Origin of the sequence: Prevotella conceptionensis 9403948, assembly GCF_000312305.1 — a bacterium.
Classification (GTDB): domain Bacteria; phylum Bacteroidota; class Bacteroidia; order Bacteroidales; family Bacteroidaceae; genus Prevotella; species Prevotella conceptionensis.
The window spans coordinates 252016-266295 of record NZ_HE999446.1 but is presented as its reverse complement, the minus strand read 5'-3'; the positions used below and the strand labels follow the sequence as shown (position 1 = coordinate 266295).

Sequence of the window (14280 nt, the reverse complement as noted above, 5' to 3'; positions counted from 1 at the left end):
GCCGTTGCGCACCGCTTTTCTCAAATTAAATGATTACTTTTGCCTTGGCAGGCTTTTTACGCCCTTTGTTATAAGCAGCTAAGGTAGGTAAATTTTCTGTCTGCACCAAGCTCCTTGCCTGCTTTTTTGCAGGTTTGGGCGTGTGCCTTTTGCCTTTGTGCCGTGCGTGGCATGGCGCTAATGCCCTACATTGGCAAGACCAATCAAGATAAGACAAACATACATAAAATGACTAGTTTAAAATAAAGAGACGAATTGCAGGCTGCCATTTGGCGCATTGCCAACGATGTGCGCGGTGCCGTAGACGGGTGGGACTTTAAGCAGTTTGTGCTAGGCACCCTTTTCTACCGATTTATCAGCGAAAACTTTTGCCAGTATATCGAGAACGGCGACGACCAAGTGCATTATGCCCAAATGGCCAACGAGGATGTGCCCAGCGAGGTGGTGGCCGACGCCATCGTCACTAAGGGCTACATGATTTATCCCAGCGAGCTGTTTGTTAATGTGGCCAAGCATGCCAACACCAACCCCAACCTTAACACCGACTTGGCGGATGTCTTCTCTGCTACTGAGTGCTCGATTAATGGTATTTGTTTGAGAAAGGAAGGTCCGTTTAGCCTTTCTTTGACCGATGAATATATCAGCAACAATTGGAGAAGATATCTTTTGTGTCATACCCGAAATGTATGAAAAATATTTGATATTGGCAAATTGAATGAAGGGTTTTGCAGAGGCTTTAATGAGATTGTTTTAGTTAAAAGCAATAAAAACCCAAACAGCATAAAAAAACAAAATGATAATCTATTTTACGGTGTTTTTAATGGGTATTCCAATAAAATCATATAACTTTGCTTTAGATAAAATATTTTGAGAACTACAGATAAGATGAATTGCTTAGAAAGTAGTGCTTGATGAAAAATAGAAGAGTGGTAAATGGTTGGCAGATCATTCAAGGAAGTCAATCATATTGTCAACAAGGAGCGTGCAAATTCAACTAAACTTGTAGATTATGTCACGAACCCTATAATTCTTGAATTAAACATAAAAGATTTGTTTGTCAATAACAAGGATTTATACTGTTACAAATTAATATGCTTAGCTTAGATAGAGGTGTATCATTAAAGTGTATTGACCTTTTTGCAGGTGTAGGAGGCATTCGACTTGGTTTCGAACAGGCTTGTAAAGTGCTTGGTTTGAATACAGAATGTGTTTTTACAAGTGAAATTGATGAGTGGGCTTGTCAAACTTACAGGAAAAATTTTCCAAATGATAAACATAATCCCCTAAGTGATATTACTAAAGTAGATGAAACCCAAATACCTGATTTTGATGTTTTATTAGCAGGGTTTCCATGCCAGGCTTTTTCTATTGCAGGAAAAAGGGGTGGTTTCAATGACACTAGGGGAACATTGTTTTTTGATGTAGCAAGAATAATCAAAGAAAAACGTCCCAAAGCCTTTCTTCTTGAAAACGTTAAAGGTCTGACAAACCATAGAGGCGGTAAGACTTTTGCAGTGATTTTAAATACACTGAAAGAAGATCTTGGTTATACTGTCTTTTATAAAGTTTTAAATGCAAGAGACTTTGGCCTTGCACAAATGCGAGAAAGGATCTATATTGTCGGCTTTAGGGGAGATTGTGGCGGTGGAAGTTTCGAGTTTCCGCAACCATTTCCAAAGTCTGAATGTAAAGTCATTCGGGATATAATGGAAGAAGAGCCTGTTGAAGCAAGATATTATTTATCTACAGCATATATTGCGAGTATGAAAGCTCATAAAGCTCGTCATCAAGCTAAAGGGCATGGTTTTGGGTACGAAATTCGATCGCTTAATGAAATTGCAGGTACAATCGTTTGTGGAGGAATGGGTAAAGAGAGAAATCTTATTATTGACCCTCGCCAAACAGATTTAACACCAACAACACATATTAAGGGTGAATACAATAAGGAAGGTCTAAGAAGAATGACTCCAAAGGAGTGGGAACGTCTTCAGGGCTTTCCAGACGATTGGACAGCAGGCTTAGCCAATGTTCATCGATACAAACAAATGGGTAATTCTGTTGCAGTACCTGTTGTTGAGGCTATTGCATTAAATGTTATTAAAGAACTTCAGAATCCTACCAAACCAAAGGCTGAGAGAACTGCAGTTCAACTTGAATTTCCGTTTTAATGAATAAAATGTTTAGCAATAAAATATACCGAATATAGAAGAATAAAAGTTTAACATAATAGCCCAGGCATACACCTTTAGGAACAACAGTCGGCAAACTTGGTAGATGACAAGGAGTTGTATGTCCTCACTATCCGTGTCTCAACATGGGTCGGTGGGGTATTGTCATCTATGTTTGCCGACACAGTTCCTTGCCCCCCACTCATGTTTTTCTATAAGAAATGCGTTTCCATGCTTGTAGAGCCTCCGACAGGATAGTGATATTCGGTCGGAGTTTTTTTATGCGTACATATAAACAGCAAGAATTTCCGAATCAATTAAAAGAAACTTGGGGGAACGCTAGGGAATGAAATGCTACATTATAAACAACACCAGGTTAGATATCGAAGAAGGAATTGACCTTATGATTGTTACTCAAAGAAACAGCTATGGAATTTGTTTCTCTACAGATACTGATAGAGCTTTTACTGGAAGAAAAGCTAAAGTGCACAGCCATACCCCTGTTAACAATGTAAGGATATGTGGAGTTACCTAGCGATTCCAATGGTGGTGTTGTAGCAGAAGACTTTTTCCTATACAGATGATAAGAATATAATGAATTATATAACACATTAAGTAAATAGATATGGCAAAAAACATTGGAGAATATGATGAAATGAGAGCAAATTTGCGCCTTATAGAATTACGTGATACAAAGAAAACCGTTACTATGGGAGGTAACGTAGTTGGTGTTCTCAGTGTGAAGAATTATAAAGGAGAAGAGTTTGAGCCACTCCCTGAAGGAACTGATTTAGCCAAGTTAAGTGATTTGGAAGTAGAAAGTTTGGCAAAACAAGTTGGCGCATTTAAGGCTCCAGCTGGGAGTAAAGCTGACGTTTATGTAAATGACTTAGGTATTTCTGTTAAATCACATCGAGGTGCAAACCCTGCTTTCCTTAATCACACACATCGGGCTGGATTCCTAAAAGTATGTGAGAGAATTCATGTCAGAATTGATGAATTAGACCTGATTATAAAGGAGTACTGGGAAAAAAGAAAAGCAGGTGTTATTCGGGAAGATGTGTCAAATAGTGACCCAAATTCTCCATTTGTGAATCATCTTGAATATCTCAAACCAATCATGAACTATTTCTTGTTTAAAGGCACTGCTCAAAAGGACTCTCCGTACCCTGCAGAGTTTATCCTTGACTTTACAGATCCTTTAGATGAGTCCCGTTGGAAGTTTTCAAAGGATGACTACCTTGATGACAACTGGGGCCATATTATTTTTTCAGTGCGTTCAAAAGGAATGCCACCATCATATCCTAATGGAAAAGGTGCAGATTTTATCAAGCCTTGGGTAGAATATACAGATGGTAAGTATAAAGGTTCTCTTCATGGTCGTGCTCAATTTTGAATATGTTTAAGTTTATAGATTTGTTTTCTGGTATAGGAGGTTTTCATCAGGGTGCCTCATGGGCAGGTGGTGTTTGTGTATTAGCTTCTGACATTGATGAGGTTGCTAATCAAACATATAAAGAAAATTATGGAATCACTCCAAAAGGAGATATTTACGAAATCAAAGGGAGTGATATTCCTGAATTTGACCTGTTATGTGGAGGTTTCCCTTGTCAAGCATTTAGTCAAGTTGGACAGCGGAAAGGACTTGAAGATGAAAGAGGTATTCTTATTTTCCAAATAATCAGAATTCTTAAAGAAAAACAACCAAAAGCTTTTATCCTTGAAAATGTAAAAGGGTTATTATCTATACAAGGTGGTACAATTTTTCAAATGATTATTGAGAACTTAGAAGAGGTTGGATATAAGGTCTATACAAAAGTGCTTGAAGCAAAAGATTATGGGACGCCTCAACTCCGAAAAAGGTTGTTCTTCGTTGGAATCAGAAAGGATATTCATGTTGATTTTCAATTCCCTAAACCAGTCCCTTTAAAATACACATTTTCTGATGTGATGGGTGGAGAAACGGAAAGGGACTACTCTTTTACCATACGAATAGGAGGAAGAAGATCAGGAATTAATAATCGGTTTAACTGGGATGCATACTTAGTAGATGGTAAAGTACGCTACATTACCCCAGAGGAGTGTCTTATGTTGCATGGTTTTCCTAAGGATTTTAAACTTTGTGGCAATCAAGGACAAAAGTATCATCAGGTTGGCAATAGTGTAAGTTGTTGTATAGTAAATGAGTTGGTTAAACAATTACAATACTATAGTATCTTAGATTAAAGAAATTATCTATATAAGTATGGGATGAAACCTCTCTGAAACTAGCCACTCTTTTAATTTTTATCTCTATGGCTAAAAGATAAGGGTTTATAAACAGCTGATGACGAGGAGGCATAATTTAGCGCAATAATAACCCTTTCTTGGACGTATAAAACGCCCTTCCTTGGGCGTATTTCCCTTTTCTGAAACAATTGGACACGATAATCCCTAGTGTTCTATACAAGTTGTAGGCAATGGATTCCATAATTTGCTGTGCATGTGTTTTTGAGAGTCCACCATACCTCGCTATTTCAGTGCCAAACCATCTATGCATAGAACCAAAGGTACGCTCTACTTTGCATCATATCTTGCTATTTGAGAAAAGAGAGTCTGCTTAACCTTGTTTGGGCAAGAAGATATATCAGCAGAACTTGGAGAAGATAACTTTTGTTTCAATATTATAAAGGAACGAAAACATTTGATATGGACAAATAAATGAAGAGTTTTGCTGATGTCTCAGCTCTGTTTCTACGCCTGTACTCACTTAATCTTGTTTATATCTTTGCCCACATCATGCTCGCCTTATCGCCCATACCAGTAAATCGCCGTTCTGTGAGTTTTCTTATCTTGGAAAAGGGGTGTAAATGATTTGTTAAAATGGTAAACATTGTTTACAAAACGCGTTTTTTGGGCGAACCATTCTAGAAAAAAATACCTTGAAAACCTATATAAAATGCACCCGAATGATGGAAATGGCGGACAACATTGGGTGCTTTTCTCCTCTCCACTTTTTGCCATTTACTATGGTTTTGCATTTCTCTTTGAAGAAAAATGATGCCAAATTTGCATCCGCAACAACAAAAAAATGCTGGCCAAAACGCTTGTTTTTGCCACGCATTTAGCACCAAAACACCCTGCATTTAGCACCAAAACGCACTGCAATTAGCATCAAAACGCATTGCATTTAGCACCAAAACGCATTGCATTTAGCACCAAAACGCAGAAAATAGGCATAAAAAGCGGCGTGTAAAGGGCTATTTATGGGCAAATAGCCCCTTAGAGATGAAAAATGGGTTGGTGACTTTTGGTTGGGCATTTAGTTGTGCCCAGCACCCCAAATTTATGCTAAAAAGGCCGTATTTTATGCCTAATTTATCGTAAACATCAGTAAATCAGATGGTTATAAACTTGAAAAATACGCGCCGAATTTCGCCCCATGCTCGGATATTTTGCGGCGAGGGCACTCATAATGTTAAAAGATGGTGCAAATATTTTACATTCTTGTAGCTGTTGTTCCGTGTCATGGCATGGTTTAAGCGTTTAACCCCAATGGGCTATTTGCGCCTATGCCGATTGGGGTTAACAAGGGCTTAGCCACTGTTTAACCCCCTGTACGGACACTTTTGTGGGCTGCAAAAAGGCACAAAAAAGCTCGCCCCACGAAGGAGCGAGCCAACAATTTAAAAATGATCTATGAAAAAAATCAATGTGCTTAAAGCCAATTACAACTTTGGACCAGCAGCTACGAGCGCCTTACCAGCCTCGTTGCCTTCGTACTTCTGGAAGTTCTTGATGAAACGGCCAGCCAAATCCTTAGCCTTCTCGTCCCACTGAGCGGGGTCGGCATAGGTGTCGCGAGGATCGAGGATGTTGGTGGCAACGCCTTCGAGAACGGTAGGAATTTCGAAGTCGAAGATAGGCAACTTCTTGGTGGGAACGTTGTTGATGGCACCGCAAAGGATGGCATCGATGATGCCGCGGGTGTCCTTAATAGAGATGCGCTTGCCCGTTCCGTTCCAGCCGGTGTTAACGAGGTAAGCCTTAGCACCGTTCTTGGTCATCTTCTTTACCAACTCTTCGGCATACTTCGTGGGGTGGAGTTCGAGGAACGCCTGGCCGAAACAAGCCGAGAATGTGGGCGTGGGCTCGGTGATACCGCGTTCGGTACCTGCAAGCTTAGCGGTGAAGCCCGAAAGGAAGTAGTACTTGGTTTGTTCGGGGCTGAGGATAGAAACGGGAGGAAGAACACCAAAGGCATCGGCGCTGAGGAAGATAACTTGCTTAGCAGCGGGGCCAGCCGAGATGGGGCGAACGATGTTCTTGATGTGGTTGATGGGGTAAGACACGCGCGTGTTCTCGGTTGTGCTGCCGTCGGTGAAGTCTATCTTGCCATTGGCATCTACCGTTACGTTCTCGAGCAGTGCGTTACGACGGATAGCACCGTAGATGTCGGGTTCGCTTTCCTTATCCAAGTTGATAACCTTAGCGTAGCATCCGCCTTCGAAGTTGAATACGCCGTTGTCGTCCCATCCGTGTTCGTCGTCGCCGATGAGCAAGCGTTTCGGGTCGGTAGAAAGGGTGGTTTTACCCGTACCAGAAAGTCCGAAGAAGATGGCGGTGTTCTCTCCGTTGAGGTCGGTGTTGGCCGAGCAGTGCATGGCAGCGATGCCTTTGAGGGGCAGGTAGTAGTTCATCATGGAGAACATACCCTTCTTCATTTCGCCACCATACCAGGTGTTAAGGATAACTTGCTCTTTGGTTGTAACGTTGAACACCACGGCCGTTTCCGAGTTCAGGCCCAGTTCCTTGTAGTTTTCAACCTTAGCTTTGGATGCGTTGTAAACGATGAAGTCGGGCTCTTGGTCCAATTCTTCTTGGTTTACGGGCTTGATGAACATGTTGGTAACGAAGTGTGCTTGCCATGCAACCTCCACGATGAAGCGAATCTTCATGCGGGTGTCTTTGTTGGCGCCGCAGAAACCGTCTACCACGAAAAGGCGTTTGTTAGACAGTTCTTCCTTAGCCAGCTTGTTAACGGCTGCCCAGGCTTCCTTGCTGGCGCGGTGGTTGTCGTTCTTATATTCGTCGGAAGTCCACCAAACGGTGTTGTGTGAAGTCTCGTCGTCAACGATAAACTTGTCCTTAGGCGAGCGGCCGGTGTAGATACCCGTCTTAACGTTAACGGCACCCAGCTCGGTAACTTGGCCTTTCTCAAATCCTTCGAGGCCGGCTTTGGTCTCTTCTTCGAACAACACTTCGTAAGAAGGGTTGTAAACAACTTCTGTTGTACCTTTAATTCCGTACTTTTCTAGTACTGACTTGTCAAACTTTGCCATTTTTTAAATATGTTTAAGTGTGAAATTTTATCCTAAGCACATGTCTTTTGGTATGCAGCGCAAAGGTAGCAAAATCATAAATAACCACCAAGCTTGCGAGAGAAAAAATGCGCGAACGGCTTTCTTTTTAGGTTAAAGAAAGCAAAAATAAGGGTGCGCCGCCACTTTTGCTATTTGCACATTACAAAAATAAGCGGGAATTTAATACTTTTGCATGGCAAAAGATTAGCCGAAACATTTAACAACCCCATATACTTATATTTCTGACGATAATGAAGATAGTAAATTTTAGCGAACAGAACTCGATTGTAAACCAGTACTTAGCCGAAATGCGCGACGTGGACTACCAAAAGAACCGACTGCTTTTTCGCAACAACATTCAACGCATTGGCGAGTTGGAGGCGTACGAGATAAGCAAGACTTTGGACTATGAGGCGCGCAACATCACGACACCTTTGGGCACGGCGAGCGTGCAAGTGCCTACGGATAAGATTGTGCTGGCCACTATCTTCCGCGCAGGATTGCCCTTCCACAATGGTTTTTTGAATATCTTCGACCACGCCGGCAATGCCTTTGTGTCGGCCTATCGCGAATATGTTGACGAGCAACATACCAAGGTGGGCATACATGTGGAGTATCTGGCCACGCCGAACATCGAGGGCAAGAACCTCATTATTGCCGACCCGATGTTGGCGACGGGTGGTTCGATGGAACTTGGCTATAAGGCTTTCTTGACCAAAGGCACGCCCAAACGCATCCATGTGGCTTGTGTTATCGCATCGCCCGAGGGCATTGAGCACATCCGCAAGACGTTCCCCGAGGACAAGACCACCATCTGGTGCGCCGCCATCGACCCCGGATTGAACGAACATAAGTACATTGTGCCTGGTTTCGGCGATGCCGGCGACCTTTGCTATGGCGAGAAGGTGTAGACACCATAAAACTTAAATAGCGATAAAACGCAAAAGCTTAAATAGCGATAAAACGCATACGAGGGCCAGCCTAACTTGCTTGAAAAAAGTTGGGCTGGCCCTCGTTTTGATGGGGTGGTAAGGCCTTATTTGGCGGTTTCTAAGAGGTTTTTGGGACTGGTTAGGTGGGCAAAAAAAACGAATATCCCTATCCTTGACATGGCAGACGTAGTAGGGCTTTTTCGATTTTGTGCGGGCAGAAGAACGAATATCCCTGGCCTTGACATGGCAGACGTAATAGGACTTTTCCGATTTCGTGCTGGCAGAAGGGCGAATATCCTTAGCCTTGACGTGGCAGACGTTGTAGGACTTTTTCGATTTTGTGCAGGCAGAAGAACGAATATCCCTGGCCTTGAGCTTAATCTCTCAACTTAATTTTGCAGTTGTCCAAGCTTTCTACGGTGGCCAATGCCTTATAGCGGATGCCTAGTTGGCGCAGGGCATCGCCGCCCTTTTGGAAAGCTTTTTCGATGATGAAACCCATACCTTCGAGGCGTGCGCCAGCCTGTTTGCAGAGGTCTATCACGCCCATCGAGGCGTTGCCGTTGGCCAAGAAGTCGTCGATAAACAGCACATGGTCTTGCGGGGTGAGGTAGTCGGCCGAGATACACACCGTGTAACTGCGGTCTTTGGTGAACGAATGCACCACCGAAGTGAGCATGTTGTCCATCGTTTTAGGCTGCTTTTTCTTGATGAACACCACGGGCAACTGCATGATGTAGCCCACAAGGATGGCGGGTGCGATGCCGCTAGCCTCGATGGTGACAATCTTGTTGATGTGTGCGTCGGCAAAATGCTGGCTGAATTCCTTCGCTACTTCCATCATCAGGTTGGGGTCCATCTGGTGATTGATAAAGCTGTCTACCTTTAAAATGCCGCCTTCGTAGCATTTGCCGTCTTGAAGAATGCGCGTTTTTAATTTATCCATTTGTGAGTTGGTGGGTTTGGGAGTTGACGAGTTGATGAGTTAACGAGTTTGTGAGTTGACAAGTTAACGAGTTTATGAGTTTTTGAATTGGTGGGATTTTGAGTTGTTGGGTTTATGAGCTTTTGAGTTGATAGGCAGATTGTAAGCGAAAACTTACCAACTTATCAACTCATAAACTCACCAACTAAATTCGCTTTCTATTGAACAGGGCGTTAGCTAAGATAGCAGTTAGTCCGCCCGTGGTGATACCCGACGAGAAGATTGTGCGTACCCCTTCGGGCAATTGTTTCAGTATGTCGGGCATTAGTTCGACGCCCATTCCCAATGCCAAACTAGCTGCAATAACCAACACGGCCTTGCGATCTAGCTTCTCGCTGCACACGATGCGAACACCTGCGGCGGCCACCGTGCCGAACATCAGTAGCGTGGCACCGCCTAATACGGGCGAGGGCATGAGCGAAAATACGATGCCCACGATGGGGAAGAGGCCCAAAACCACCAACATCGCAGCGATGAAGTAGCCCACATAGCGGCTCGCCACGCCCGTAAGCTGGATAATACCGTTGTTTTGAGCGAAGATGGAGTTGGGGAATGAGGAGAAAATGCCTGCCAAAAGCGAGTTGAGTCCATCGGCGAACACACCTCCCGAAACGCGCTTTACGTACACTTCGCCGTCTACGGACTCGCCCGAAACCATCGAATTGGCCGTTACATCGCCCGTGGCCTCGATGGCCGTAACAAGATAAACCAATGCAACAGCAATGATGGAGGAGATGTTAAAGTCGATACCTAGCTTAAAAGGAACGGGTACATAGAACGATTTTACGTCGCCTACGTTCAAACTACCAAAGTCTACCATGCCCATGCAGAGTGCCAACACATAGCCAATAACTACGCCTAGTATGATAGAACTCATGCGTACGTATTTGTTGTTGCTGCAATTCAAGGCGATAACACTGGTCAACACCGTGGCGGCAACGATGAGATTGCGCGGCGAGCCAAAGTCTGCCGCTGCAAGATCGCCCCCTCCACAGGCCATTACGCCTGCCTTAACAAGGCTCAATCCGATGAGCATCACCACGATGCCGCTTACCAAAGGCGTGATAATTCGCCGTAAATATTTAAACGAATAGCTAACGGCCATCTCTACGGGAGCGGCAGCAATGCAGGCTCCGAATATCAAGGGCAGCCCGCCTACCTGACCAATGGCGATGATGGGACCAATAAACGAGAAACTGGTGCCTTGCACACAAAGTAGTCCGCAGCCCACTGGGCCGAACTTGCGGCATTGTATGAAGGTGGCAACACCCGATACGAAGAGTGCCATCGACACGAGAAAACCCGTGGTGGCGAGGTCCATCTTCAAGGCTTTGGCGATGATTAGCGGCGGCGTGATGATGGCCACGAAGATGGCGAGCAGGTGTTGAACGGCCGCAAAAAGAGTTTCTTGCAGGGGTGGGCGGTCGTTAACGCCGTAAATAACGGCTTTGGTTGTCTTTTGTTCCATGTGTTATCTTGAATAAAAAGCGTCAGTCCCAACGCCTCTCGGCCTCACCCCCCAACCCCTCTCCAAGGGGAGAGGGGAGTGATATGCTTTGTGAAGCCTCACCCCAACCCCTCTCCGAGGGGAGAGGGGAGTGATATGCTTTGTGACTTTATGAGTTTGTGAGTTTGTGAACTTATGAGTTTATAAGCTTGTGACTTTGTGAGTTTATGAGCTTGTGAGTTTGTGAGTTTATGAGCTTGTGAGTTTGTGAGTTTATGACTTTGTGAGTTTATGAGTTCTTTTTTTACTCTGCAACAAAGCATTTGGCTTAACTCCATAACTCCTTAACTCCTTAACTCCTCAACGTCTTAACTCCTTATTTCTCCTTCCTCTCGCATTCGGGGCATACTCCTTTAAGAACATAGTTCACACTATTTAGCCGAAAGCCGTCGGGTAACGGCACCACCGGCACCGCCAATTGTTTAAGACAGAACGTGCGGTGGCAATGTTCGCAATAAAAGTGCGTGTGCTCGTCTTGCACAGTGCAGTCGCAATCGTCTGCACATACGGCGTATTTCAGTGCGCCCGACCCGTCGTCGATGGCGTGAATGAGCCTGTGGAGCAAGAAAAGCGAGAGTGTTCGCGAGATGGTGCTCTTGTCTATCGTGGGCAATAGGCGTTCAAGTTCGGGCAACGAGACCGTCTCGTCGCCCCGCATCATCTCGCGAACAATAAGCAGTCGCGTAGCCGTCGGCTTGATGTGGCGCAGCGTTAGTTTCGCCACAAAGTAGGTTTCATCCTGCATTTATTCTTTGTAAGCGTCTAATTTTTTCAGATAAAAGTCGCGGAAGTCCTTCCATCGATAATACGAACCGCTAACAGCTTTCAGCGGAAGTGTGGCCTCGTTCTCGTTAAGCATCACCTTGAAAAGCACATCTTTGTCGGCAACGTTCTTGCGATAGAATACAAATTGCAGGTTAGATGCCATCGGGAAGATTTTATAGTCCACCCAATTCTCGGCGGCAAGCTTTTCCAAGTCGACGATTTGTCGGCCGTTTTGGTTTAAGTCTAGCAAACAAACCAAAGGCATCACCATGGTGTCGTGCCCATAACGCAGCGTTGCGCCAGGGTTAGGCAGCGCGATGCAGCTGTCTGCTTGGGTTATGATGTTGCGCAATAGGTTACGTTGACTGTAAGGTTGCGTGCCGCCGTTCAATGGCGAAGGGCCATAGGCGATGTACCAACGGGCATTGCCCACCAGCCAATTGTCGTACAGCTCTTCGTCCGTAAAGAGGTCGAGCAGTTGCAACTTATGGCGAAGTTCTGTGCTCTGCACGTTGTTGGCCACCCTGATAAGCGTTCGGTTAAACTCGGTGCCGTTAAGGTTTTGTTTCCAATATTCGGGGTCGTTGAAAAGCGAATTCATCAGTCTTTCGTGCATGTCATGTCTCTTCGCAAACGCCGTCCACTCGTCTTTTGCACGTCCGCGCATCTTTTTCGCACGCAAGCTGTCGTCCGTTTGGTTCATATAATACATGTCGTGCATGCTGGCGTCGTGTTTAATCGTGAGCTGTGGATTGAGCAACAAAAGTTGTTGCAAGGCGTTTTCCATGGATAAAATGCAGCGAATAACGGTAGTACTCTTGGCATCGACGGTTGTTCGTCCTGCAAAAACCTCAGGGAAATTCTTGAACATGCGGCGTGCGATGCCCTTATGTTGTTCTGCTCCGCGCTGTGTCAGTTCGCCGTCGCGCCCCATTGCCTCTTCGCGAATCAGTTTTAGTTTGCCCATTGTTGCTTTTCCCAGCGGGGTAAGCTTGCCTAAGCTGTCGGCCTTAGCCAAAGAAAAGTAAGCGGTGTCGTAGTCTTTCATGCCAATGAGATAGCGCGACCCATGCCTGCCATAGTGGCTGATGTAAAACGGCTTGTAACCTTTTGGCGCAGGCGTCTGTGCCTTTTGCGGACCGGGGTAGGCCCAGTAATTACCGGCAGACATAAGTCTGTCTTTCTTGAAATCTTCTTTGGCCTGTTGGGCAAACGCACCAACGCTAAGGGTCAAAGCGTAAAATAGAATTGTAGCTTTTCTCATAAGGCGATAATAATGAATGTGCAAAGATAATTAATTTTTTGAACTTGGCCAAGACAATGGGGAAGTTAAGGCTGAGCAGTTGAAGGGTTAACGAGTTAACAAGTTGACAAGTTGACGAGAAGACGGGGTGGCGAGAGGTTGAAAAGTTAACGAGAAGGCAGGTTAACAAGTTGACAAGTGAACCAGAAGATAAGTTAACAAGTTGATGAGAAGACGAGTTGACAAGAGGTTTAGCAGTTGACAAGTTGACAAGAAGTTTAGCAGTTGAAATCAGCCTGTTAATCGATCAACTTGTAAAATTATCACCATTGGTCTAGGTTTAGAATATAATTCGTACCTTTGCCCAGCCGTTCAACGTTTTGCAAGTGCGTTTAGTTGGATGCGGCTTAGGGCAAAACGAAAGCACAGACATGGCCATATCGTAGGCCACACCTTATTAATAAGGCAACCTTTGACATGAATAATAACCATACAAAATTAACATATACAACCCATGAATGATGGTATCATCTTAATCACGATATTGCTCCTTGTTGTGGCAGTCAATCTTATTGTCGTAAACCGAATAAGGAAACGAACGGATAAGATTGTGGGAGTTGACTCTGACAAGACGGGGGAAGAGGTTGAAGAAGGTAAGGCGTGGCGTGCGTTGTTGTGTAGATGGATAAGCACAGGCAACGTAATCACCTTAATTGGCGGTGGTGTTTCCATTTATTTCGACAACCTATTGCTTTACACGCTATTCGTTTCTTTGCCCGTTCCACTGGGCTTGCTGTTTGCATACGGCAAGAAATGCAAATCGGGTAAAGGCGGTTCTCAGCAGAAAAGCACAGTGCTTATCGTCACCATTGCCGTCGTCTTTCTTCTCGAATTGGTGGCTATCGTGGCCGTTTCCTTTCATGGCAGTGGCGACATAGACCTCTCGTTTAACCCAAAAGAGTTGGAAATCCACGGCTTATATGGCACAAACATCCCGTACGAAGACATCAAACAACTTAGTTTGAAAAGCAGCTTGCCCGCGATAAAGCACCGTTCCAGCGGGTTTGAGGCACGAAAGACAAGGCTGGGCAACTTCGTAACGAACGACGATTTGCGCATCATGCTGTTTACACACTCAGACACTTGCTTTATTCGCATTGTTACGAAGAGCAACGAGGTGTATTATCTAAGCAGTAGGCAACCCAACAAAACAAAAACGCTTTTGGGAGAAATACAGAAACGCATATAGGGTGGATAAATGTTAATACAGACATCGTCGCTTTTTGTAGTAGTCCCCAAAAATCTAACATTAGCTTATTTTTATCATGGCAAATAATT

At 44.5% G+C, this 14280-nt stretch carries 11 protein-coding genes and 1 pseudogene; 6 read left to right on the top strand and 6 right to left on the bottom strand.

From position 1 onward, the window contains the following. Window positions 1–255 precede the first annotated feature (255 nt). From BN93_RS07270 to BN93_RS07255, 4 genes are all read left to right on the top strand, one after another. Window positions 256–690: a type I restriction-modification system subunit M N-terminal domain-containing protein gene (locus tag BN93_RS07270; protein WP_019187676.1), complete on the top strand. Its 435-nt coding sequence runs from the start codon at window positions 256–258 to the stop codon at window positions 688–690. A 401-nt stretch (window positions 691–1091) separates the two neighbouring features. Continuing rightward, entirely contained in the window at window positions 1092–2168 is a 1077-nt protein-coding gene (gene dcm / locus BN93_RS07265) for a DNA cytosine methyltransferase (RefSeq protein WP_019187675.1), read from the top strand. Between the two features lie 625 nt (window positions 2169–2793). Continuing rightward, window positions 2794–3564 carry a hypothetical protein gene (locus tag BN93_RS07260; RefSeq protein WP_019187674.1) on the top strand — a complete coding sequence of 257 codons (771 nt, stop codon included), beginning with the start codon at window positions 2794–2796 and terminating at the stop codon, window positions 3562–3564. A gap of 2 nt (window positions 3565–3566) precedes the next feature. After that, a complete protein-coding gene (locus BN93_RS07255; RefSeq protein WP_019187673.1) occupies window positions 3567–4394 on the top strand; it encodes a DNA cytosine methyltransferase in 828 nt (275 codons plus the stop codon). A 190-nt stretch (window positions 4395–4584) separates the two neighbouring features. Here the strand turns inward: BN93_RS07255 and BN93_RS16735 are convergent. Further along, window positions 4585–4731 (bottom strand): annotated as a pseudogene (locus BN93_RS16735) (transposase); the annotation flags it as partial. 1144 nt (window positions 4732–5875) lie between these two features. Continuing rightward, window positions 5876–7489 (bottom strand): phosphoenolpyruvate carboxykinase (ATP), encoded by a 1614-nt coding sequence (pckA, locus tag BN93_RS07250; protein WP_019187672.1) that lies wholly within the window; start codon window positions 7487–7489, stop codon window positions 5876–5878. A gap of 272 nt (window positions 7490–7761) precedes the next feature. Here pckA and upp point away from each other — a divergent pair, with 272 nt between their 5' ends. Then, complete coding sequence (gene upp, locus BN93_RS07245; RefSeq protein ID WP_019187671.1) at window positions 7762–8421, top strand: uracil phosphoribosyltransferase; 660 nt, start codon at window positions 7762–7764, stop codon at window positions 8419–8421. A gap of 397 nt (window positions 8422–8818) precedes the next feature. Here upp and xpt read toward each other — a convergent pair whose 3' ends face one another. The 4 genes from xpt to BN93_RS07220 all read right to left on the bottom strand — a co-directional run bounded on the left by xpt (window position 8819) and on the right by BN93_RS07220 (window position 12963). Then, entirely contained in the window at window positions 8819–9388 is a 570-nt protein-coding gene (gene xpt / locus BN93_RS07235) for a xanthine phosphoribosyltransferase (RefSeq protein ID WP_019187669.1), read from the bottom strand. A gap of 184 nt (window positions 9389–9572) precedes the next feature. Continuing rightward, entirely contained in the window at window positions 9573–10895 is a 1323-nt protein-coding gene (locus tag BN93_RS07230) for a nucleobase:cation symporter-2 family protein (RefSeq protein ID WP_019187668.1), read from the bottom strand. A 355-nt stretch (window positions 10896–11250) separates the two neighbouring features. After that, window positions 11251–11679 carry a Fur family transcriptional regulator gene (locus BN93_RS07225; protein WP_019187667.1) on the bottom strand — a complete coding sequence of 143 codons (429 nt, stop codon included), beginning with the start codon at window positions 11677–11679 and terminating at the stop codon, window positions 11251–11253. Continuing rightward, window positions 11680–12963 carry a histidine-type phosphatase gene (locus BN93_RS07220; protein WP_019187666.1) on the bottom strand — a complete coding sequence of 428 codons (1284 nt, stop codon included), beginning with the start codon at window positions 12961–12963 and terminating at the stop codon, window positions 11680–11682. It abuts the gene before it with no gap. A 493-nt stretch (window positions 12964–13456) separates the two neighbouring features. Here BN93_RS07220 and BN93_RS07215 point away from each other — a divergent pair, with 493 nt between their 5' ends. Beyond that, window positions 13457–14191, top strand: a complete 735-nt coding sequence (locus BN93_RS07215) for a hypothetical protein (RefSeq protein WP_019187665.1) — start codon at window positions 13457–13459, stop codon at window positions 14189–14191. Window positions 14192–14280: the final 89 nt, after the last annotated feature.

Coding starts and splice junctions, on each gene's coding strand:
- dcm (WP_019187675.1), top strand. CDS start 1,092: ATGCTTAGCTTAGATAGAGGTGTATCATTAAAGTGTATTGACCTTTTT.
- BN93_RS07260 (WP_019187674.1), top strand. CDS start 2,794: ATGGCAAAAAACATTGGAGAATATGATGAAATGAGAGCAAATTTGCGC.
- BN93_RS07255 (WP_019187673.1), top strand. CDS start 3,567: ATGTTTAAGTTTATAGATTTGTTTTCTGGTATAGGAGGTTTTCATCAG.
- pckA (WP_019187672.1), bottom strand. CDS start 7,489: ATGGCAAAGTTTGACAAGTCAGTACTAGAAAAGTACGGAATTAAAGGT.
- upp (WP_019187671.1), top strand. CDS start 7,762: ATGAAGATAGTAAATTTTAGCGAACAGAACTCGATTGTAAACCAGTAC.
- xpt (WP_019187669.1), bottom strand. CDS start 9,388: ATGGATAAATTAAAAACGCGCATTCTTCAAGACGGCAAATGCTACGAA.
- BN93_RS07230 (WP_019187668.1), bottom strand. CDS start 10,895: ATGGAACAAAAGACAACCAAAGCCGTTATTTACGGCGTTAACGACCGC.
- BN93_RS07225 (WP_019187667.1), bottom strand. CDS start 11,679: ATGCAGGATGAAACCTACTTTGTGGCGAAACTAACGCTGCGCCACATC.
- BN93_RS07220 (WP_019187666.1), bottom strand. CDS start 12,963: ATGAGAAAAGCTACAATTCTATTTTACGCTTTGACCCTTAGCGTTGGT.
- BN93_RS07215 (WP_019187665.1), top strand. CDS start 13,457: ATGAATGATGGTATCATCTTAATCACGATATTGCTCCTTGTTGTGGCA.